At 59.3% G+C, this 22,780-nt stretch carries 17 protein-coding genes; 6 read left to right on the forward strand and 11 right to left on the reverse strand.

What is annotated here, in order from left to right:
* Positions 1 to 128: 128 nt before the first annotated feature.
* The 3 genes from AVCG78_RS13025 to AVCG78_RS13035 all read right to left on the reverse strand — a co-directional run bounded on the left by AVCG78_RS13025 (position 129) and on the right by AVCG78_RS13035 (position 3,974).
* Positions 129 to 767 carry an exopolysaccharide biosynthesis protein gene (locus AVCG78_RS13025; protein WP_071203866.1) on the reverse strand — a complete coding sequence of 213 codons (639 nt, stop codon included), beginning with the start codon at positions 765 to 767 and terminating at the stop codon, positions 129 to 131.
* Positions 768 to 877: 110 nt separating this feature from the next.
* Positions 878 to 2,731, reverse strand: coding sequence for an ABC transporter ATP-binding protein (locus AVCG78_RS13030; RefSeq protein WP_071203868.1), 1,854 nt, complete (start codon positions 2,729 to 2,731; stop codon positions 878 to 880).
* A gap of 79 nt (positions 2,732 to 2,810) precedes the next feature.
* A complete protein-coding gene (locus tag AVCG78_RS13035; RefSeq protein WP_071203869.1) occupies positions 2,811 to 3,974 on the reverse strand; it encodes a M20 aminoacylase family protein in 1,164 nt (387 codons plus the stop codon).
* Between the two features lie 279 nt (positions 3,975 to 4,253).
* Between AVCG78_RS13035 and AVCG78_RS13040 the strand changes: the two genes are divergently transcribed.
* From AVCG78_RS13040 to AVCG78_RS13055, 4 genes are all read left to right on the forward strand, one after another.
* Entirely contained in the window at positions 4,254 to 5,975 is a 1,722-nt protein-coding gene (locus tag AVCG78_RS13040) for a peptide ABC transporter substrate-binding protein (protein WP_071203935.1), read from the forward strand.
* Positions 5,976 to 6,322: 347 nt separating this feature from the next.
* Entirely contained in the window at positions 6,323 to 8,029 is a 1,707-nt protein-coding gene (locus AVCG78_RS13045) for a peptide ABC transporter substrate-binding protein (protein WP_071584923.1), read from the forward strand.
* Positions 8,030 to 8,156: 127 nt separating this feature from the next.
* Complete coding sequence (locus AVCG78_RS13050) at positions 8,157 to 9,167, forward strand: ABC transporter permease (RefSeq protein WP_015917205.1); 1,011 nt, start codon at positions 8,157 to 8,159, stop codon at positions 9,165 to 9,167.
* Complete coding sequence (locus AVCG78_RS13055) at positions 9,160 to 10,077, forward strand: ABC transporter permease (RefSeq protein ID WP_071584924.1); 918 nt, start codon at positions 9,160 to 9,162, stop codon at positions 10,075 to 10,077. The genes AVCG78_RS13050 and AVCG78_RS13055 overlap by 8 nt, the downstream gene beginning before the upstream one ends.
* A gap of 25 nt (positions 10,078 to 10,102) precedes the next feature.
* On the opposite strand, the gene AVCG78_RS13060 is transcribed toward AVCG78_RS13055, so the two are convergent.
* From AVCG78_RS13060 to AVCG78_RS13070, 3 genes are read right to left on the reverse strand one after another with little or no spacing between them, the layout of a single operon-like run.
* On the reverse strand, positions 10,103 to 11,224 hold the full coding sequence (locus AVCG78_RS13060) for an ABC transporter permease (RefSeq protein ID WP_071203878.1): 1,122 nt from the start codon (positions 11,222 to 11,224) through the stop codon (positions 10,103 to 10,105).
* Positions 11,225 to 11,229: 5 nt separating this feature from the next.
* Positions 11,230 to 13,974 carry a ribosome-associated ATPase/putative transporter RbbA gene (gene rbbA, locus AVCG78_RS13065; protein ID WP_071203880.1) on the reverse strand — a complete coding sequence of 915 codons (2,745 nt, stop codon included), beginning with the start codon at positions 13,972 to 13,974 and terminating at the stop codon, positions 11,230 to 11,232.
* A gap of 11 nt (positions 13,975 to 13,985) precedes the next feature.
* A complete protein-coding gene (locus AVCG78_RS13070) occupies positions 13,986 to 15,026 on the reverse strand; it encodes an HlyD family secretion protein (protein ID WP_071584941.1) in 1,041 nt (346 codons plus the stop codon).
* A gap of 201 nt (positions 15,027 to 15,227) precedes the next feature.
* Between AVCG78_RS13070 and AVCG78_RS13075 the strand changes: the two genes are divergently transcribed.
* Both AVCG78_RS13075 and AVCG78_RS13080 read left to right on the forward strand, forming a co-directional pair.
* A complete protein-coding gene (locus tag AVCG78_RS13075) occupies positions 15,228 to 16,229 on the forward strand; it encodes a P1 family peptidase (protein ID WP_071203882.1) in 1,002 nt (333 codons plus the stop codon).
* 112 nt (positions 16,230 to 16,341) lie between these two features.
* A complete protein-coding gene (locus AVCG78_RS13080; protein WP_081355409.1) occupies positions 16,342 to 17,508 on the forward strand; it encodes an alpha-D-ribose 1-methylphosphonate 5-triphosphate diphosphatase in 1,167 nt (388 codons plus the stop codon).
* A gap of 3 nt (positions 17,509 to 17,511) precedes the next feature.
* Here the strand turns inward: AVCG78_RS13080 and AVCG78_RS13085 are convergent, their stop codons facing one another.
* Genes AVCG78_RS13085 through AVCG78_RS13105 form a run of 5 tightly spaced genes read right to left on the reverse strand, consistent with a single transcriptional unit; the run spans position 17,512 to position 22,749 of the window.
* A complete protein-coding gene (locus tag AVCG78_RS13085; RefSeq protein WP_071203884.1) occupies positions 17,512 to 18,264 on the reverse strand; it encodes an ABC transporter ATP-binding protein in 753 nt (250 codons plus the stop codon).
* Complete coding sequence (locus AVCG78_RS13090; RefSeq protein WP_071203886.1) at positions 18,261 to 19,094, reverse strand: ABC transporter ATP-binding protein; 834 nt, start codon at positions 19,092 to 19,094, stop codon at positions 18,261 to 18,263. The genes AVCG78_RS13085 and AVCG78_RS13090 overlap by 4 nt, the downstream gene beginning before the upstream one ends.
* Positions 19,091 to 20,017, reverse strand: a complete 927-nt coding sequence (locus AVCG78_RS13095; RefSeq protein ID WP_409065462.1) for an ABC transporter permease — start codon at positions 20,015 to 20,017, stop codon at positions 19,091 to 19,093. Before AVCG78_RS13095 ends, AVCG78_RS13090 begins: the two co-directional genes overlap by 4 nt.
* Entirely contained in the window at positions 20,014 to 21,081 is a 1,068-nt protein-coding gene (locus AVCG78_RS13100; protein WP_071203888.1) for an ABC transporter permease, read from the reverse strand. The genes AVCG78_RS13095 and AVCG78_RS13100 overlap by 4 nt, the downstream gene beginning before the upstream one ends.
* 15 nt (positions 21,082 to 21,096) lie before the next feature.
* The gene (locus AVCG78_RS13105) at positions 21,097 to 22,749 is read right to left on the reverse strand and encodes an ABC transporter substrate-binding protein (protein WP_071203889.1); all 1,653 of its coding nucleotides are present in this window, start codon (positions 22,747 to 22,749) and stop codon (positions 21,097 to 21,099) included.
* Positions 22,750 to 22,780: the final 31 nt, after the last annotated feature.

The raw sequence follows: 22,780 nt of genomic DNA on the forward strand, positions 1-22,780 counted from the left end.
CGAAGCTGTCGCGAAACTTGCCATATGGTCGATTAGCAACCCAAAAGCCGTAAACGAATGGCGAGACACGCCCCGGTAAACGTTACGGCCATTCCGGCAGCGCAAGGCTCAATACAAAGCAATTCGGTTTAGCCAAAGGATATGCTGAACAGCAACAAGGCCGCCTTGCCGAGCGCCACAATCACGCCCGCGACGACCACAATCGACAGAAGAAACACCACACTGCCCGCGAGAGCGTAAAGCCCGTCCTTCTCCAGAAGCGCGAAAGCAAACAGCGAGAGGGCAATGGCCGGCAGGATATTGCCGAGCGGGATGGGCAATGCGAGAATGATGGCCAGAATGAAAGCCATGATCCCTAGGATGTTTTCCGCCGGTCCGTGTACCAGCAGGCCAAAGCGCGGCTTGAGCAGCCGCTCGCCCCGGGCAAGCCAGGGTACGATCCTGACGACGATGGCGGAAAAATCGGCCCGCGCCAGCGAGCGCTTGGTGATCCAGCCGGGCAGCCAGGGCTGCCAGCCCAGCATCAACTGCGCCGCCAGAAAGACCAAAGGCGCGCCTGTTATGGCGGATGTACCAGGCGGGGTCGGCACGATATTGGGGAGCGCGAAGATCAGGATCAACGCGCCAAAAGCCCGGTCGCCGAGCGCCTCGAAAATATCACCAATCGAGACCCGCGCCCGCGTTTCATCCTCAGCAATCCGAAACAGGATCTGCGAAAGCGGCAGGGCCTCCGTCTGCTCAGCATCACCGCCCACTCTCTGATCCATTGCCGCTCCTCAAAGGTCGATGCGGAACCCGAAAAACGCTCCGCCGCGAGCGGCATATGGAAAGTCCCCGCGACGAGCGCAAGGGTCGATAGAGAAAGGACCAGCGGCGCTTACACCGTTTCCTGCACCAGATGTCCCGCCGAGACCTCCCGGTAATGGCGCGCTGGCGGTTCATAGCCGAGGGGCCGGACCGGGCTCTTGATTTCATCGGTGGACATTTGCCGGGTGATGTTGCGGCGCGCCGGATCGGGCACCGGCACCGCGGCGATCAGCTTTTTGGTATAGGGATGCTGCGGATTGTCGAACACCGCCTGGCGCGGGCCGATTTCAACGATTTCACCCAGATACATCACAGCCACCCGGTGGCTGACGCGCTCCACCACGGCCATGTCATGGGAAATGAACAGATAGGCGAGATTGAAGCTTTCCTGCAAATCAAGCAGCAGGTTGCAGACCTGGGCCTTGATCGAGACATCAAGCGCCGACACCGCCTCGTCGGCGACGATCACTTTCGGATCGAGCATCAGCGAACGGGCAATGGCGACGCGCTGGCGCTGGCCGCCGGAAAACTCATGCGGATAGCGGCGCATCATATCGGCGCTGAGGCCGACGCGCTGCAACAGATCGGCAGCCTTTTCGCGCGCCTGTGCCTTGGTGCCGAGGTTATGCTCCAGAAACGGCTCCATCACCGCGGTACCCACCGACATACGCGGATCAAGGCTGGCAAACGGGTCCTGAAACACCATCTGGATGCTGCGGCGCATCTTGCGCAGGGTGCTACTGTCGAGCGACATGACATTATAACCATCGAGCGCAATCGTGCCGCTGCTCGGCTCGATCAGCCGGGTAATCGAGCGGCCCGTCGTCGACTTGCCGCAACCGGATTCACCGACCAGCGACAGGGTCTCGCCGGGCCTGAGATCGAAGCTGACATTTTCTACCGCATGCACAGCGCCGGATTTACGCCCCAGCAGTCCCGAACGGATAGCAAAGCGTGTCGTCAGGTTTTTCACTTCGAGGATCGGGCGCGGCACCATGTCGAGGGCGCCGACTTCCGCCTCTTCGACCAGAGTGTCACCGGTCTTGATGTCGATCACCGGGAAGCGCATCGGCAAGGCATGGCCATTCATCGAACCGAGTTTCGGCACCGCCGACAGCAATGCCCGCGTATAGGGATGCTGGCCGCGGTTGAAAATATCGTCCGTCGTGCCGCCTTCGACCATTTCTCCCCGGAACATCACGATGGTGCGGTCGGACACCTCTGCCACAACCCCCATATCATGGGTGATGAACAGCACCGACATGCCCTCTTCTTCCTGCAGGACCTTGATCAGGTCGAGGATCTGGCCCTGGATGGTAACATCCAGCGCCGTGGTCGGCTCGTCGGCGATCAACAGTTTCGGCTTGGTGGCCAGCGCCATGGCGATCATCACGCGCTGGCGCATGCCACCGGAAAACTGGTGGGGGAATTCGTCGAACCGGCTTTTCGCATTGGGAATACGGACCTTTTCCAACAGCCGGATCACTTCGGATTTCGCCTCTGCCCTGGAAATATCGCGGTGGCATAGAATGGCCTCGGCGATCTGCTTACCAATCGGGAAGATCGGGTTGAGGCTGGTCATCGGCTCCTGGAAGATCATCGCAATATCATTGCCGCGCACCCGGCGCATCTCTTCCGGCGCCAGCGTCAGCAATTCACGACCGTTCAGCTTGATGCTGCCCTCGATCCGGCTGAAATTCTTCGGCAGCAATTGCATGATCGACAGGGATGTCACACTCTTGCCCGAGCCGGATTCGCCGACAATGGCGACGGTCTCACGCGGCGCGACATCGAAGCTCATGTTGCGCACCACGGAAGACCACTGGTCGCCGATCCGAAACGAGGTGGTCAGATTGCGCACCGACAGAACCGGCTGGACATGCCCGCCCTGAATTGCGCCCTGAGTGGTGAGATCTTCAGCCATAGGCCCGTTTTCCCCTGTTTTCGGCCTCGATCTCACGACCGAGGCACTTTATTATTGATCCACCGCGACAAACACTAAGTCAGGCTGCCAAACCGGTTTCGGCCAATTCCACCCAATAGCTGATGCCATAAGGAATGGCCTCGTCATTGAAGTCATAGGCCGGGTGGTGCAGATTGGCGGTATCGCCGACCCCTAAGAAAATGAAGGCGCCCGGACGGCTTTCCAGCATATAGGAAAAGTCCTCGGCGCCCATTTTCGGCGCCATATCGGTCTTCACCCGGTTTTCACCGGAAATCTTGGCGGCAACCGAGGCGGCAAACTCCGTCTCTTCGGCGTGATTGAAAGTGACCGGATAGCCCCGGTGATAATGCACTTCGGCGATAGCGCCATGCGCCATGGCCGTGGCGCTTGCCACTTCCTGCACGCGCTTTTCGGCAAAATCGCGGATCTGCGGCAACAGGGTGCGCACGGTTCCGGTCAGTGTCACATCCATCGGAATGACGTTATAGGCATCGCCACCATGGGTGGTGGTGACGCTGATAACCAGCGATTCCAGTGGATCGACGCCGCGCGACACAATCGATTGTAAGGCAATGATCACATGCGCCGAAACCAGGACCGGATCGACCGACATATGCGGCTGGGCGGCATGGCTGCCCTTGCCCTTGATGGCAATCTCGAACGTATCGGACGCCGCCATCAGCGAGCCCTTGCGAATGGCGAAATCGCCAAGCGGCACGCCCGGCGCATTGTGCATGCCGAACACCTGGGAAATGCCGAATTTCTCCATCATTCCGTCCTGCACCATGGCAAGACCACCGCCGCCGCCTTCTTCCGCCGGCTGGAAGATCACTGCGACCGAACCCGCAAAGTTGCGGGTCTCAGCCAGGTGCTTCGCCGCCCCCAGCAGCATGGCGGTGTGGCCGTCATGGCCGCAGGCATGCATCTTGCCCGGCACCGTCGAAGCCCAGGGCGCGCCCGTGATCTCGGTGATCGGCAAGGCATCCATGTCGGCACGCATGCCAATGGTGGTACCCTCGCCGCGATTGCCCTTGATGATGCCAACGACACCCGTTCTGCCAATGCCGGTTTCCACCACGTCGCAGCCGAATTCCTTCAGCTTCTGCGTGACAAAAGCGGCTGTCTGATGCACGTCGAACAACAGCTCCGGTGTCTGATGCAAATGGCGCCGCCAGCCTGCGACCTCTTCCTGCAAGGCGCTGGCACGGTTCAAAATGGGCATGAATGACCTCTTTTTGCTGTTCCCATCCGGTTTTCGATGGCATACTGTTCATCAACTTTAGCGTTTTGCAAGTCGCAAATGCAATGAATGAACAAAAAATAGCCTGAAATGGCAATGGCTCAAAACTTAGTCAGACCACTACTCCGGGCCACGTCCGGATGCGAAGGCGCTCCATCATCCCATCTATTATGTTGGTAGATTAAACCTCTGCGTTCTTGACTCTGGGCGCCGTGCTGCGAAGCAATGCGATCATCTCAACCAAAGCAGGACACGGCAACCATGACGTATAACAGGCCCTTAAAGGCGCTATCGGCAGCCGCCATTTTCGCAGCGACGGGCGCACTTGTCAGTACCCCTGCCATAGCCGCACGCGGCACGGATGGCGACGTAAAGATCCTGTTCTGGCAGGCCGTTTCCAACCTCAATCCCTATCTGTCGGGCGGCAGCAAGGAAGTCTATGCCGCCTCGATGGTGATCGAGCCGCTGGCCGGCTTTGACGAGCAGGGCAATCTGTTCACCCGGCTCGCCGCTGAGATTCCCACTGTTGACAACGGCGGCATCTCCAAGGACATGACCTCGATCACCTGGAAATTGAAACCGGGCCTGACCTGGTCGGACGGCGGTACTGTCAGCGCCGATGACGTGGTGTTCACCTGGAAATATTGCATGGCGCCCGGCGGCGGCTGCGCCCAGGCGGCCAAGTTCGACGGGGTGAAATCGGTGGAGGCCATCGATCCACTGACCGTGAAGGTGACGTTCGACGCCCCCAAACCCTTTCCCTACAGCGCCTTTGTCGGCCAACTCTCGCCAATTATCCAGCAATCCCAGTTCAAGGACTGCCTGGGCGAGAAAGCCCCACAATGCACCGAGGCCAATTTCAAGCCGCACGGCACCGGACCCTTCGTCGTCAGAGATTTCAAAGCCAATGACGTCGTGCTGTTTGACGCCAACCCGCGCTACCGCGATCCGGCCAAGCCAGCTTTTGCGAGCATCACCCTGAAAGGTGGCGGCGATGCGATGTCGGCGGCCCGCGCCGTGCTGGAAACCGGCGAATATGATTTTGCCTGGAATACGGTGGTGGAACCTGAAGTGACAGAATCCATGCTGAAAGCTGGCAAGGGCACCATGACCTCGGCCTTCAGCTCCACGGTCGAGCGAATCCAACTCAACCCCTATGCCGTCGATGCGGCTCTCGGCGCCAAACGCTCCACCAAGGAGGCCGGTCCGCATCCAGCCCTATCAGACCCTAGAGTACGCCGGGCGCTGGCGCTCGCCATCGACCGCGATGTGATCGTTGAGGCAGGCTATGGCGCTGCCGGCCAGCCGACCTGTAACATCATCCCGGCCCCGGATATTTTCGCCTCTAAGGCCAAGACCTGGTGCGGAAAGCAGGACCTGGACGGAGCCAACACGCTGCTGGACGAAGCAGGCTGGAAAAAAGGCCCCGACGGCATCCGCGCAAAAGACGGTCGAAAGCTGTCCTTTCTGTTCCTGACCACCACCAATTCGGTGCGCCAGGGCACGCAGGTTCTGGTCAAGGACATGTGGTCACAGATCGGGGTCGAAACCGAATTGCGCAATGTCTCCGCTTCGGTGTTCTTCGGCGGCGATCCAGCCAGCCCTGACACTTACCAGAAGTTCTATGCCGACGTGCAAATGTATGCCAGCGGCTTTGAAAGTACCGATCCTGAGAAATTCATGGGTGGCTTCACCTGCGAAAAAATCCCCACTCCCGCCAATAACTGGCAGGGTGAGAACATCGCCCGCTACTGCGATCCGGCCTATGACAAGCTGCTGAGCGAGCTGCGCAGGACCTCCGGCACCGAAAAACGCGCCGAACTGGTCCGCACATTGAATGACATGATCGTCAATGACGGCCTAGTCATTCCGCTGGTCAATCGCGGCGAGCCCTCGGCCATCTCGAACACGCTGAAGGGTGCAAAACTCAATCCCTGGGATTCACAGTTGTGGAATGTTGCGGATTGGACCCGTAGCAAGTAAGATCCATTATAAGAAGCGCATATTGATACGCGACATGCTGGCGCGATTGACGCCAGCATGTCTGAAGGCCCTTGCCGCTGAATGGCACTTTGGCTCACGCCCTATCCACAGTTGATACACGGTCCCGCATTTTCCATCTTGAATGAAAAATAAGCTTGTGATTTTATAGCCCAAAATTTGGGCAAACCAATCATCAGGACAGGCAATCCGACCAGGCCCAGAGGGATCAGGGCCATATACTCTTTAAATTCAATGCCATTAAGGCAATGGGGAAAATTGGCAGCGTCCTTGCATGCGCTGCCAGAAGAAAACTCTCGTTCACGAGATTAACAAGGGAACAGCAAACCATGCGTAACATCCGGTTCATTCTGGCGGCATCCGTCGCGTCATTGATGATGACGGGCGCGCCAGCCATGGCCCAGCGCGGCAGTGACGGCGATTTGAAGATGCTTTTCTGGCAGGCCGTGTCCACCATGAACATTTATCTGTCCGGCGGCACCAAGGAGCAATATGCATCCTCCATCGTCATTGAGCCTCTGGCGGGCTTTGATGAGAAGGGCGAACTGGTTCCCAAGCTGGTTGACAGCATCCCAACTGTAGAAAACGGCGGCGTCTCCAAGGATCTGACCAGCATCACCTGGAAATTGTCGAACGGCATCAAATGGTCGGATGGCACGCCGGTTACCGCCGATGACGTGATCTTCACCTGGCAATATTGCACGGCAGATGGCGGCGGTTGCGCCCAGAAGCAGAAATATGATGGTGTAAAGAGCGTCGAAGCGATTGATCCGCAGACCATCAAGGTCACATTCACCTCGCCAAAGCCCTATCCCTATTCGGCTTTTGTCGGCTCGCAGGCGCCGATCATCCAGAAGGCCCAGTTCAAGGATTGCCTCGGCCCCAAGGCGCCGGAATGCACGGCTGCCAACTTTGCCCCTATCGGCACCGGCCCCTTTAAGGTCAAGGAATTCAAGCCGAACGACGTGATCACCTTCACGGCCAATGAAAACTACCGCGATCCGGCCAAGCCCGCCTTTGCAACCGCAACGCTGAAAGGCGGCGGCGATGCGCTGTCAGCGGCCCGTGCCGTGATGGAAACTGGCGAATACGACTATGCCTGGAACATGCAGGTCGAGCCTGAAGTGCTGGCAACCATGGAAGCCGCCGGCAAAGGCAAGATCATCACCGCTTTCGGCAGCCAGGTCGAGCGTATCAACCTCAACTTCACCAATGCCGATCCGGCACTTGGCGACAAACGCTCCACCAAGGAAGGCGGCCCGCATCCGTCCCTGTCGGACCCGGCTGTGCGCAAGGCGCTGTCCATGGCCATCGACCGCGACGTGATTGTCGAGGCGGGCTACGGCCTCGCTGGCAAGCCGACCTGCAACATCGTCCCCGGCCCGGATATCTATGTCTCCACCACCAATGACTGGTGCCTGAAGCAGGATATCGACGGCGCCAACAAGCTGCTGGACGATGCTGGCTGGAAAAAGGGCTCTGACGGCATCCGCGCCAAGAACGGCGTCAAACTGAACTTCCTCTACCTGACCTCGACCAATTCCGTCCGCCAGGGCACCCAGGCGCTGGTTAAGGATATGTGGTCGCAGATCGGCGTTGGCGCTGAACTGCGCAATGTGTCTGCCTCGGTATTCTTCGGCGGCGATCCGTCCAGCCCGGACACGTTCCAGAAATTCTACGCCGACGTGGAAATGTACACCAACAATTTCGACGGCACCGACCCGGAAGCCTATATGGCCGAATGGATGTGCGACAAGATCCCAAGCCCGGCAAACGGCTGGCAGGGCCAGAACATGCCGCGCTATTGCGATCCAGCCTATGATGCACTCGTCACCAAGCTTTCCCAGACCGCCAAGATCGAAGAACGCGTCGAGATCGTCAAAAAGCTCAATGACATGCTGACGGAAGCCGGCGCGCATCTGCCGCTCGTCTATCGCGGTCAGCCTTCGGCCTTCGCCGCAAGTCTCCAGGGCATCAAGATGACCGGCTGGGACAGCGAGTTGTGGAACATCGCCGACTGGTCGCGCGCCAAGTAACAAGCGCCTTGCCGGACCCGCATGACGCGGGTCCGGTGAGCTGGCGGTTGTCGGCACCCCCTTGGGCGCCGACGCCCCGTTCCAGCTTCATCTCTCCTCCCTGGCGCGCCCGGAGATATAAAAAATAATGTTTACCTATACGATCCGGCGATTGCTGTTTGCCATCCCGACCCTGCTGATCATCAGCTTCATCATTTTCGCGCTGCTGGCGATGGCGCCCAACAATCCGCTCGGCGATTTGCCGCTGACGATCCCGCCGGAAGTGCGCGAACAGATGCGTGCCGCCCTTGGCCTCGACCAGCCGATGATCGTCCGCTTCTTCCTGTGGCTGAAGCAGTTCTTCATCAATGAGCCGCTGAATATTTTCGAGCAGATCACCGGCCTGACCGTGGGTTCCGGCCAGCGTCTGCGAGTCCTGTCCTGGACCACCCGCAGCCCCGTCGTTGACCTGATCGTCCAGCGCATGCCGCAGACGCTTTGGGTTGTCGGCCTGTCCTATGTGTTCGGCGTATTGCTGGCCATTCCGCTTGGCGTCATCTCGGCCTACAAGCAATATTCGATCTTCGATCAGATTGGCACCTTCGTCTCTATGGTTGGTTACTCCGTGCCGACCTTCTTTACCGGCGTGCTGCTGATCGTGATCTTCTCCTCGACCCTGCATTGGTTCCCATCGGTCTACGATACCAATCTGCAAGTCGTGGACTGGACAAGCTTCGTTGCCCAGGTCAAGCAGATGGTGCTGCCGGTCATGGTGCTAACGCTCTATAATACCTCGCAGATCAGCCGTTTCGTGCGCGCTTCCATGCTTGATAATCTGCATCAGGACTATGTGCGTACCGCACGAGCCAAGGGCGTCAAGGAAAAGACCGTGTTGCTGGTGCATGTGCTGCGCAACAGCCTGATCCCGGTTGTAACAGTGATTGCGCTGGGCGTACCGACGATCTTTTCCGGCGCGATCATCACCGAGCAGATTTTCCGGGTCAACGGTCTTGGCCAATTGCTGATCACCGCCATCCAAAGCGGCGACTTGCCGCTGGTGCAGACGCTGACCTTCATCTTCGCCGTGCTGATCGTACTCTTCAATCTTATTGCCGACGTGTTGTACGGCATTCTCGATCCGAGGATCCGCTATGACTGATGCACCCCTCACCACCCAGGCCAAAGCCGACCGCTCGCAATCCTTCAGTGCCCAGCTTTGGGGGCAGTTCCGCCGCCATACCGGCGGGGTGATCGGCCTTGTCGTCTTCGTGCTGATCGTTCTGGCCGTCTATGTCGGGCCTTTGATCCACCGCGTCGATCCAAACAAGCTGAATATCCGCGACAAGAACCAGGGACCGTCCTGGGTCCATCCCTTCGGCACCGACAATCTCGGCCATGATCTGTTTGCGCAGGTTCTGGCCGGCGGGCAAATCTCGCTGGCGGTTGGCATGGTGGCCATGCTGATTTCGCTGTTCGTCGGTACACTGATCGGCGTGCTCTCCGGCTATTTCAAGCGGATCGACGGGCCGTTGATGCGCATCACCGATCTATTCCTGGCTCTACCGATCCTGCCGCTGCTGCTGGTCATCACCATGCTGTTTCGCGATGTGCTGCGCGCCGCTTTCGGCCCGGAAGCCGGGATTTTCATCCTGATCGTCTTCGTCATCGGCATTACCAGCTGGATGCACACCGCCCGCATCGTGCGCGGCGATGTACTGACGGTGAAGAACCAGGAATTCGTGCTGGCCGCCAAAGCCAGCGGCATGCGGGAATACCGGGTGATTCTCAAGCATATCGTCCCCAATGTGCTCAGCTCCGTCATGGTCTCGGCAACGCTCGGCATCGCCTCGGCGATCATAACGGAATCGGCCCTCAGCTTTCTCGGCCTCGGCTTCCCCTCCGACTTCCCGACCTGGGGTCGATTGCTCTATGACGGTGTGAACTTCCTACAAATCACCCCGGCCCGCGCCATCTGGCCAGGTCTGGCGATTTCGCTCACCGTCCTCAGCGTCAACTATATCGGCGATGGTATTCGTGATGCGCTCGATCCGCGCTCTATGAAGCGCTGATCTTTTATCCGGTCAGGACGTTCATTCACTGCTGCACGGCGATGAACGTCCGGAACCGGCTAAGGCTGAACAGGAAAAACACCAGCCCGATGCCAAGCGTCGCGGTAAATTGCGGCCAGACCACATCGAAGCCCGCGCCGCGATAGAGAATGGCCTGTGAAAAGGCAACGAAATGGGTCGAAGGTGAGACCTGCATGGCGTTTTGCAGCCATTGCGGCTGGCTTTCCAGCGGGGTGAACCCACCTGACAGGATATTCATCGGTAAAGCGGTGAGGATGAACAGCAGCGCCAGTTGCGGCATGCTGCGGGCCAGCGTCCCTAAAAACAGCCCGAACGAGGTGACGAAGAACAGGTAGAGCGCCACGCCCGCCATATAGAGCGTCAGTGAGCCGGTAATGTGCATGCCGAGCACCTTGACCAACACGGTGACGATGGCAAACAGCGTCATGACCAGAATAACCAGACCATTGGCGGCAAGCTTGCTGACCATGATTTCGACAGGCCTGACCGGCATGACCAGCAGATGTTCAAGCGTCCAATGTTCCCGTTCGCGCACCAGAGCGGCGCCTGCCAGCAGGATGGCCAGCATGGTGATATTGTTGATCAGCGCCATCGTGCCGGAAAACCAATCCGAATTCAGCGATTGATTGAAGGCGAGCCGTGTTTCCACCGTCACCGCCTGACTGCTTGAGACGCCGACACGCTGGGCATAAAGCCCGACCTGCTGGCTGACGATCTGCTGGATGGTGCTGGAGCCCACCCCCGCCTGCATCAGCGCGGTCGCGTCGATCAGCAGCTGGACGGAGGGGCTACGCCCGGCCAAAACATCAGCCTCGAACCGTTCGGGAATATCCAGCACAAAGGTGTAGCGCGCCTGGTCCATCGCGCGGTCGATATCCTGGGGCGCGATGGCCACGGGCTTTTGAAAGCGCGGCGGCATCAATCCGTCGAGAATGGAAGACGACAATTGCGACATGTCCCGGTCCACTACGGCCAGCGTCGCATTGCGCAGATCGTGGGAAAGACCGGTCGCCTGGGTATAGATCGCCAGGCTGAAGGCATAGATGACCATGGCCATCAGCACCTTGTCGCGCAAAAGCCCGATCAGTTCCTTACGAAACAGGGCAAACACCGTGCGAAGATCCATATCCCTTACCTTTCCTGCTTGCGCAGCAGCGACCAGCCAAGCCCGATGGCGCCCATCCAGAACAGGGCCAGCGGCCAGACGAAGCCCATTAGCTCAACAAAGCCCAGCCCCTTGGTGAAAGCTCCGACGCTGGCGCGCATGAAATAGGTGGTGGGAAACACCAGGCCGATGGCGTGGCCCATGCCCTGCAGCGACGACACCGGCTGCAACAGGCCGGAAAACTGCGTGCCGGGCATCATCGTGCCGATGGCGGTGACGAACAGGGCCGCCACCTGGGTTGAGGTGAAGGTCGAACTTAAAATACCGATTGAGGTCGTCGCCAGCACATAGACAAAAGCGGCCACCGATAGACCGGCAAGAGAGCCTTTCAACGGCACGCCGAACAACCAGACGGACAGCAGGAACATCATCAGGAAGTTGATGAAGCCGATGGCCACATAGGGCAATTGCTTGCCCAGCAGAAATTCCAGCTTGGTGACCGGCGTCACGTAGAGATTGCTGATCGATCCCATTTCCTTTTCCGAGACGACGCCAAGCGCCGTCAGGATCGAGGGAATGAACACCAGCAGCAAGGCGATCACCGCTGGCACCATGGCATTCAGGCTGAGAAAAGCCTGGTTGTAGCGATAGCGCATTTCCACGCCAGCCACCGACCGGATCGTTCCTCCAGACTGACGGACAATCTCCTGCAAGAACCGCTGATGGGCACCGGAGACATAGCCGAGCGCCGTCTCCCCACGGAACGGCATGGCGCCGTCCAACATGGCCAGCACGTTCGGCCGCTTGCCGGCCCGCAGATCAGCGCCGAATTTCTCGGGTATATCAAGCGCCAGCATAATGTCATTGGCCTTCAACCGCGACAGCATCCCGGCTTCGTCTGAGATCGCAGGTTGCAGGGTGAAGGCGGTGGAGGCCGAATAGGCATCGATATAGGCCCGGCTCTCGGCGCTCTGGTCGCGGTCGAGCACCGCAAACCGCAGATGGTCGACATCAAGCGTCAGGCCGTAGCCGAAAATCAGCATCAGCAGCGCCGTGCCAGCCAGGGCGAAACCAAGCCGGATCTTGTCGCGCATCAGCTCCATCGCCTCACGCCGCGCATAGGCCAGGAGCCGGGCAGGCGAAAACCCCTTGCGCACCAAGGCTCCGGCAGCGTTCTCTGCCACCGTTGCGGTACCGGCCTGCGGCTGGGTTGCTGCATCAGTCAGGTTTTCCTGCCGCCCTCCCGCCTTCATAAAGGCGACGAAGGCATCGTCGAGGCTTGCGCTGCCGGTCTGCTCCTTCAGCTCCTGCGGGGTGCCGCTGGCAATCACCTTGCCTGCATGCATGAAGGCGATCCGGTCGCAACGCTCGGCTTCGGCCATGAAATGGGTGGAGACGAAAATCGTCACGCCGTTTTGCCGCGATTGTTCAACCAGATCATTCCAGAACCCGTCACGCGCCAGCGGATCGACGCCGGATGTCGGTTCGTCGAGGATCAGGATATCCGGCTGGTGGATCAGCGCCACGGCCAGTTGCAGGCGCTGGCGCACCCCGAGCAGCAGATCGCTCGACAGGAACTGTAAATAGGGCTGAAGACCGAACTGCTGTGCCACGGTCTCGATCCGCGCCTTGGCCGCTTCCCCGGTCAGGTCGAAAATCGCCGCATGCAGGTTGAGATTCTGCTGCACCGTCAATTCAGCATACAACGAAAAGCCCTGCGACATGTAACCGACCCGACGGCGGGCATCGACATCGCCGGCACCCGTCTTGGCATCGACCGATTGGCCAAACAGCCGCGCCTCGCCACTGCTGGCTGGCAAAAGCCCGGCCAGCATTTTCATGGTGGTGGATTTCCCACAGCCATTCGAACCGAGGAAGCCGAAAATTTCGCCCTTGGGAATGCGGAAGCTGACATGATCGACAGCGGTAAAAGCTCCGAATGACCGGGTCAGTTCCTTAGCCTCGATGGCAACCTCGCCCCGATCCACGAAAGCAAGCCTGGGCGGCGGATCGCCATAGCCCTGTTTTGCCGCATCCGGCAAAAGCGCAATGAAAGCCTGTTCCAGGGTTTGCCGCCCGGTTTGTTGCAGCAGGGTCTCGCAGGTGCCATCCGCCAGGATCCGGCCATCGTGCACCAGAACCACGCGCTGGAAACGGCTCGCCTCCTCCATATCTGACGTGGCAGTGATAATGGTCAGGCCGGGCCGCGAGGCCTGGATGCTCTCCACCAGGTCCCAGAACTGCCGTCGCGACAAGGGATCGACACCGGTCGTCGGCTCATCGAGCAGCAGGAGATCGGGATCATGCACCAGGGCGCAGCACAGGCCGAGCTTCTGCTTCATGCCGCCCGACAGCTTGCCCATCAGCCGGTCACCGAACGGATCGAGCCCGGTCGCCTTCAGCAGCCGGTCGATGCGCCCGGCCCGTTCCGTCGCACCCTGCCCGAACAGCCGGCCGAAGAAGTCGATATTCTCGACAACCGTCAGGTTCGGATAGAGGTTGCGGCCCAGGCCCTGCGGCATATAGGCAATGCGCGGCTGCACGGCATTGCGCGCACCGGCTCTCGCCATATCCGCCCCAAGCGCCGTGATCCGGCCTTGCTGGATTTTTTTTGCGCCCGCCAGCAGCGCCAGAAGCGTGGATTTTCCCACTCCGTCCGGCCCGACCAGGGCCACCCGCGATCCGGCCTCGATAGCAAGGTCGATGGCGCTTAAGGCCCGGCGCTTGCCGTAGAAATGGGACAGGCCTGCCAGTTCGACAGCGTTTTCCATAGCTGCCCCGCTTACGGCTTATTGGCGGAAGGTTGGGTATTCGAAGCCGAAGGGTCGAGAGGTGCTGTCGTCAGATCGGATTGCAGCCGATCCGGCCAGACCGCGGTCGCATCGGTCTTCACATAGCCAAGACCGGTGATCCCGGTTTTCACGAGCGGCAGATATTGCTTCACCAGTTCCTTCGGTGCGCTGATCTTGACACGGAACATCAATCGGTCGCGCTCGCTGCGGATTTCCACCTGTTTCGGCGTATATTGCGCCTGCGGCGAGACGAAGGATACCGTTCCGGGAATGGCCCGGTCCGGCAGAATATCGAGCAGGATACGGCCCTCCGCCCCGATTGCGGTTTTCGCGGCGTCGGCAGACGGAAGATAGATCGTCATATAAACATCTGACAGATCGAGAACTGTCAGCACCTTGCCGCCTGCCGCCAGTACCTCGCCCGGCTCCGCGAGCCGGTAAAGCACCCGCCCGTCCTTCGGCGCCGTCAGCGTCGCATCGGCGACGGTCTGGGCAATGCGGTCGGCCTCCGCCTTGGCATTGTCGATGGTCGCCTGCACGCTGTTTAACGTGCTCTCGGCCGCCGAGACCGCCGCCTTGTCGCTGTCACGGGTCAGCCGCTGACTGTCAACCGCCTGATCGGAAACGAAACCCTTGCCGAGCAGGACCAGCTTGCGCTCCAGATCCTTTTCGGCCAGATCGAGCTGGCTTTGTGCCTGAGACAATTTGAAAGCCGAAGCATCGCGGCTCTGTTCGGCTTCGGCGATCTTGGCCTTTGCGGCGCGCAACTGGCTTTGCAGTTCCACCGTATCCATATGCGCCAGCACTTGGCCCTTGGTGACCAAATCGCCCTCGCCGACTTCGACGGAGACCAGCCGGCCTGCGCTTTTGCTGGCAATATCAACCTCGGTCGCCTCAATCCGGCCATTGCCCGTGACGATGCCTGACGACAGCGTATCGGCTCGTCCGAATTTCAAATAGGCATAGGTGCCGCCGGATGCGGCAAGCAAAACGACAACGAAGGCAAGGGCGAATTTCTGGGGCTTCTGCATGGACAGCTCAAATCTCGAAAAAGGGGCCGACAGCGCGGGAATCCAACGATCGGTCAAACCGTAAGGCACTAAATTCACTGTATAAACTTGTTACGAGCGCTTTCAGAGTATAACGCTTATGCGTCAAACTTACTGGCCTTTGCCGGTGCGTCCTTGATTGAAATCAAGTCGTCCGCAACACAATCCGAAGGAGCATCCCGCATGAAGCCCGGCCCTCTCAACCTGCTGACGGATGTTACCGGTCTTTCGGTCGGTCATGCCACCGATCTGGCGCTCGGCTCCGGGGTGACTGTCATCGTCTTCGATCAACCGGCCACCGCATCCGGCTCGGTGCTGGGCGGTGCGCCGGGTGGGCGTGAAACGGGTTTGCTCGATCCGTCTCTGTCGCTGGTCACGCAGGTCAATGCGCTGGTCCTGTCGGGCGGTTCCGCCTTTGGGCTGGATGCAGCGGGCGGCGTGCAGGCGGGCCTGCGCCAGCTTGGTCAGGGTTTTCCAGTCGGTGATATGAACGTCCCCATCGTGCCGCAGGCAATCCTGATGGATCTGCTGAATGGGGGCAACAAGGACTGGGGCCTTCATTCCCCCTACCGCGAAATGGGCTATGAGGCTTTCAAGGCCCGCAGTACAGGCCGCTTCGCGCTAGGAACAATCGGTGCTGGAACAGGGGCCACCACCGCGACGGTCAAGGGCGGGCTCGGTTCGGCCAGCGCCGTCTCTGCCAGTGGCCATACCGTGGCGGCCTTGGTTGCCGTCAATGCACTCGGCAGCGCAACGATCGGTTCGTCACGACATTTCTGGGCCGCACCTTTCGAGCAAGACGGTGAATTCGGCGGTCTCGGCATGCCCTCCTCTTTCAGCTCTGATGATAGCGCATTGCGCCTCAAGGGCCGCGACCCGATTGCCACCACCATTGGCGTAATTATCACCGATGCTGAACTGACCAAGGCGGAATGCCACCGCCTGTCGATCATGGCCCATGACGGGTTGGCGCGGGCTCTGCTGCCTGCTCATCTGCCTGCCGATGGCGATACGGTGTTTGCCGCCGCCACCGGCGAAAAGCCGCTGCCGGACCTTGCCAGTTTCATGGACCTTTGCCATCTCGCCACCCTCACCATGGCCCGCGCCATCGCCCGTGGCGTTTATGAAGCGCAAGCTCTGCCTTACGACGATGCCCAGCTGGCCTGGCGTGATCTGGCTGTCTGATTTTACTCCGCTGACATAGAACGGTCATCACAGAGATTTACACCGCGCCTGTTGCGGCACGGCTCGAATCGCCTGAACCATGCTATGTGGAATAAAAAGCGGAGAGATCGGGATGGACATGAGCGGTAAGACACCTTCGAAACGCCTGATCCTGACCAATGCCGCCATTATCCTTGCCGACCGCATACAGACCGGCACGGTGGAAATTGAAAACGGCCAGATCATCGCCATCGGCCCGTTAACCCATGCCAGCGACGCCATCGACCTTGATGGCGACATGCTGATCCCAGGCCTCGTCGATATCCACACCGACCATTTCGAAAAGCATGTCTTTCCCCGCCACCATGTCCGCTGGAACTATACGACGGCAGCCCTTGCCCATGACGCGCAAATCATCGGCGCTGGCATTACCACCGTGTTCGACAGTCTCTGCGTCGGCGCAGCGGAAGACGGCAGCGAGCGGGCTGAAATCCTGCGGCCGATGATTGAAGCGCTGGAAAAGGCACAAGGTGCTGGCATGTTGCGGGCCGAGCATTTCGTGCATCTGCGCTGCGAAGTGATCGATGAACAAACGCCTGCACTGATGGAAGCCAATATTGGCCATGCTCTGGTGCGCGTCGTCTCTGTCATGGAGCACCTGCCCGGCATCCGCCAGACGCGAGATCTCGACACCTATCTGGCCAAGGTCGCGAAATTGCGTGGCGAAGCCCTTGCTGTGACCACGGCACGGGTTGCGGACCTGATCACCGCCAAACAGGCCATTGGCAACCGCATCCGCCCACAGGTGGTGGATATCGCCAAGCGCCACAACAAGCCGCTGCTCAGCCATGACGATACCGATATCGAGCATGTCGATCTCGCCGCTGACGAAGGCGTATCGATCAGCGAATTTCCCTGCACGCTGGAGGCCGCCCGCGAAGCCCGCAAACGTGGCATGCAAATCGTCGGCGGCGCACCGAATATCGTGCGCGGCGGCTCACAATCCGGCAATATCGCGGTGCGAGACCTGCTGCTCGAAGGCCTTTGCGATATTCTGGCCTCCGATTATGTACCGCGCGCCTTGCTGGACGCGCCCTTCGCCATCGCCGCCGATCCGGATCTCGCCTACGACCTGCCCGCCGCGATCCGCATGGTCAGCAAGACCCCGGCAGAAGCCGCCGGTCTCAACGACCGCGGCGAGATCGCGCCGGGCAAGCGCGCCGACCTCTTGCAAATTGGCCAGCATGGCGGCCATCCGTTCATCAAACAGCTCTGGCGCGAAGGGGTGCGGGTTGGGTGATGGTCAGCTTTTGCGCCGAAACCCCTCACTCGCCACCATCAATTGCCGTGTATAATCTGCCTGCACATCACGACGGCGTAGCGCTTCGACATCCATGACTTCCACTACCTGCCCGGTGCGCATCACCGCCAGCCGGTCGCACATATGGCTGATTACAGCCAGATCGTGGCTGACCATCAGGAAGGTCAAGCCGCGATCCTTGCGGGCCTGTTCGAGGAGATTGAGGATTTCCGCCTGGATCGAGGCGTCGAGCGCTGAGGTTGGCTCATCCAGCAGCAGGATTTTCGGCTCAACGATCAAGGCGCGGGCAATGGCGATGCGCTGGCGCTGGCCGCCGGAGAGCTGGTGGGAAAACCGGAAGCGGAAGCCGGAACCGAGACCAACCTCATCCAGAGCGCGGGCAATCCGGCTATCGACATCGGACAATCCATGCACGGCCAAAGGCTCCAGCAGCAACCGGTCTACCGTCTGGCGCGGATGCAGCGAGCCGTAAGGGTCCTGGAACACCATCTGCACAGTGCGGTAGAAGGCCTTGTCGCGCTGCCTGCTGTCATAGCTCTTGCCATCGACAGTCAGCTTGCCACTCTCAAAGGTATTCAGCCCGGCAATCGCCCGCAGCAGCGTTGATTTTCCCGAACCGGATTCCCCGACCAGACCAAAGCTCTCGCCCTGCTCAACGGCGATGCTGACACCGTCCAGCGCCAGAAACTCATCAAAGCGCACGCCCATTTCTTCAACAATCAGGGCCTTGCTCATTGCGCCCACTCCACCTGACGCTGCAAGACCGGCAGCGGATGCTGGTTGCCTTCCAGGCGCGGCAGGCAATTCAGCAGGCCCTGGGTATAGGGATGTTTGGCCTCGGACAGGTTGGCCGCATTCAGTTCCTCGACAACCCGGCCCGCATACATCACCAGCACCCGGTCGCAGAAGGAGGAGACCAGCCGCAAATCATGACTGACGAAAATCAGCCCCATGCCGCGCTCACGCACCAGCATGTCGAGAATATCGAGCACTTCCAGCTGCACCGTCACATCCAGCGCCGAGGTCGGCTCATCGGCAATCAGCAGTTCCGGCCCGCAGACCAGCATCATGGCGATCATCACCCGCTGGCCCATGCCGCCGGAAACTTCGTGCGGGTAAAGCTTGAACACCCGTTCGGGATCGCGGATCTGCACCGCTTCCAGCATGGCCAGCGCCCTTTGCCGGGCTTGCTTTCCCGTCATCCGTTCATGGGTCAACAGCGTCTCGACGATCTGTTTGCCAATCGGCATGACAGGGTTCAGCGAATATTTGGGGTCCTGAAGGATCATCGCCATCCGCTTGCCGCGCAGTGCCCGGCGCTTGGATGCCGAAATCGCCAGCAGATCCGTATCGCCGAAATGCAAGTGATCGGCGGTGATCCGTGCATGGGCGGGGGTGAGACCCATGATCGCCCGCCCGGTCTGGGATTTGCCGGAGCCGGATTCGCCGACAATACCGAGTCGCTCCTTGCCCAGCGTGAAGGACACGCCGCGCACGGCTTCCACCAGACCCGTGCGGGTCGGAAAACTGACCTTGAGATTGTCCACCGTCAACAAGGCGCTCATTGGCCGGCCTCCTTCGGGTCCAGCGCATCGCGCAGGCCATCGCCCAGCAGGTTGAAGCCGAGGCTGACGATCAGGATGGCAAAGCCCGGCATGGCGGCAACCCACCATTGATCCAGAATGAAGCGGCGGCCATCGGCAATCATCGCCCCCCATTCCGGCAGGGGCGGTTGGGCGCCAAGGCCCAGGAAACCGAGACCGGCAGCCGTCAGGATAATGCCCGCCATATCCAGCGTGACGCGGACGATCAGCGAGGACAGACAGAGCGGCATGATATGGCGCAGCACAATGCGAAAGGGCGAAGCGCCCATCAGCTTGACGGCAGAGATATAATCGGAATTGCGAACCGTCAGCGTTTCGGCCCGGGCGATGCGCGCATAAGGCGGCCAGGAGGTGACGGCAATCGCCAGAATGGCGTTTTCGATACCGGGACCAAGCGCTGCCACCAGCGCCAATGCCAGAACGAGCTTCGGAAAGGCCAGGAAAATATCGGTCAACCGCATCAGCACCGCATCGACCCAGCCGCCCGCGTAACCGGCCACCGTGCCGACCAACAGGCCTATGGGTGCCGCAATAATGGCCACCAGCACCACAACCATCAATGTCAGCCGCGACCCGTAGATCAGCCGGGAATAGATATCGCGTCCCTGATCGTCGCTGCCGAGCCAGAAACCTCCGGTACCGGGCGCCATTAACCTTGCATTGGCAAGATCGCCCTGTACCGGATTGTGGGTGGCGAGCAGATTGGCGAAGGCGGCAACCAGAATGAGCGCGATAATGATGCCAAGCCCCAGCAGCGCCAGCCGATTGGCGGAAAACTGCCGCCAGATGACATAGGCGCGACCAAGCCTTGCCTGCCGGCGCGATTGGGGCCGGTCCGACAGCAGCCACTCACGAAGGGACATATTATCTGAGGGCGTCATCATCGGCTGCGCGTCCTCGGGTCAAGGGTCTTGTAAAGGAGATCCGACAGGATGTTGATGGCGATGAACACGGAACCGATAATGATGGTTCCGCCCAGCACCGCATTCATATCGGCATTTTGCAGCGAATTGGTGATGTAGAGGCCGATGCCCGGCCAGGAGAAGATCGTCTCTGTTAGCACCGAGCCTTCCAGAAGACCGGCATAGGACAGGGCAATCACCGTCAACAGCGGCACAGCGGCATTGCGCAAGGCGTGGAACCAGATGATCCGGCTTTCGGACAGGCCCTTGGCGCGAGCCGCAACGATATATTCCTGCGACAGTTCGTTGAGCATGAAAGAGCGGGTCATTCGGCTGATATAGGCAAGTGAGAAATAGCCGAGCAGTGCGCCGGGCAGGATGATATGGCGAAACAGATCCCAGAGGATCTCCCATTGGCCCGCCATGGCGGCATCCAACAGGTAAAAGCCGGTGACGGGTATCAGGTCATATTCATAGACCACGTCCATCCGCCCGGGATAGGCCACCCATTGCAGCTTGGCATAGAAAAACAGCAGCGCCAAAAGGCCGAGCCAGAAGATTGGCACGGAATAGCCGATCAAACCGATGACACGGACAATCTGGTCCGCAAGGCTGCCGCGCTTGACTGCGGCCAGAACGCCTAAGGGAAGGCCAATCACCGCGCCGATGATCGTACCGACCGTGGCAAGCTCAACAGTTGCCGGAAAAAACCGGCCGATATCGGTCATGACAGGATTGGTTGTCAGAACCGATGTGCCAAAATCGCCCGAGAGCACCTGTTTTAGATAGACGAAGAACTGGTAATAGAGCGGTTGATCCAGCCCCATTGCCCGGCGCGTCTGTTCGACGACCGCCTGCGGTGCTCGATCCCCCAGAACAGCAAGGACCGGATCAATCGGGATCACCCGACCAATGAAGAACGTGACCGCCAGAAGACCGAGATAAGTCGTCGCAACAGTCACGAAAAATCCCGCAACTGCCTTTAAACGTCTTAACTGCCGGTCGCGCCTGCGACCGGCAGATGCTTGTGTTGTGGTGAGAGCCAAGAGCCCTGCTCCTGATCAATCCTTGGAAATCAAGTTTTTGAGGTTGCTGTCGAAGGTGGGGCCAAGCTTATAATTTTGAACATTGGCCCTATAGCCGGCAATTTCCGTTTTTTGATAGATGATCACAAACGGACCATCGGCCAGAACCTTTCGCTGCAAGTCTTCATACATCGCCTTGCGCTTCGGCGTGTCCCGCTCCAACAGCGCTTCGCTGGTTTCCTTTGTCAACTCAGGCACATCCCAAGCATTGCGCCAGGCGAGTGTCTTGGATTTCGGCGTGTCGGAATTGTCAGGATTGCTGGTAAAGGTTTCGGCATTGGAATGCGGGTCCCAATAATCAGCACCCCAATCCCCGATATAGATGTCATGGTTGCGGGCGCGGTATTTGGTCAGCGTCTGCTTACCATCGCCCTGGATGAGTTCCAGCGTGATGCCCGCCTGTGCGAAAGTTTGCTGCATGGATTGGGCAATGCTGGTCATCGGCTCGATGGAGCGCACATCCATGGTGACTTTGAAGCCATCCTTGAGGCCTGCTTTTTCCAGCAATTCCTTGGCTTTCGCAACATTCAGCTTATAGGGCTGGTCATCAATCGAGCCAAGAATACCCTTGGGTAGGAAGGATTCATGCACGGTGCCGACACCCTTGATGAGGGTTGCGCCGATGGCATCGTAATCGACAAGATATTTGATGGCCTGGCGGACTTCCGGCTTGGAAAGATACTGGTTCTTCTGGTTGAGACCGAGATAATAGACGGTGCCCTTCTGGGCAGAATCTGTCTTGATATTTTTCGCATTGGCAATCGCGGTAAAGTCCGTCGGCGAAAGATTACGCGCCACATCGACATCACCGGATTCCAGCGCCAGACGTTGGCCTGAGCTTTCCTTCAGGAAGCGGTAGATGACCCGCTTAAGCTTGGCCTTTTCACCATAGTAATTGTCATTGCGCTCCATCACGACCAATTCATTGGCACGCCATTCGCGCAGCTTGAAAGGACCGGAGCCAGCGTAATTGGTCTTCAACCAGCCGTTGCCGAAATCGGTGTCATAGGGATAATCCTTGGAAACCGTCACGGCTGCCGCGTGGCTCTGCACCAGTTTCTTGTCAACGATGGCACCGACGGTTGCGGTCAGGCAGTTCAGCACGAAGCTGGTCGCATAAGGCTTGTCCACCTTGAACTGGAAGGTCGCGGCATCGACTGCCTTGGCATTTTCCGCGACATTGTCACCACTCAGGCCGAATTGCTGAAGAATGAAGGCCGGGTTCTTGTTGAGCTTGACGGCCCGTTCAAAAGAATAGGCCACATCTTCCGCAGTGATCGGATTGCCGGAGGCGAATTTGATGCCAGACTTGATCTTGAACGTATAGGTCAGGCCGTCTTCAGACGCACTCCAGCTTTCCGCAATGCCGGGAGCCACGGTCGAGGTATCGGCAATATTCAGCTTTACCAGCGTATCATAGGTATTGCCGGTGACTTCGGCGGCAGAGATTTCGAAAGCCTCGCCCGGGTCCATGGTAATGATATCGTCAAACGCCCAGGCCTCGACCAGGGTATCTTTCGGCGTGGCGGCAAAAGCGCGTGGCACGCCCGTAACGCCCCCCGCAACGCCCAATGCCAGAACAGCACTGGCTGTCGTCATCAGCCTGCGGCGTGTCAATGTCATGGTCATGGTCCCGTCCCCTTTTTGTAAATCAATGATC

This window comes from Gillisella vitis (genome assembly GCF_021559775.1).
GTDB classification, from domain to species: domain Bacteria; phylum Pseudomonadota; class Alphaproteobacteria; order Rhizobiales; family Rhizobiaceae; genus Allorhizobium; species Allorhizobium ampelinum.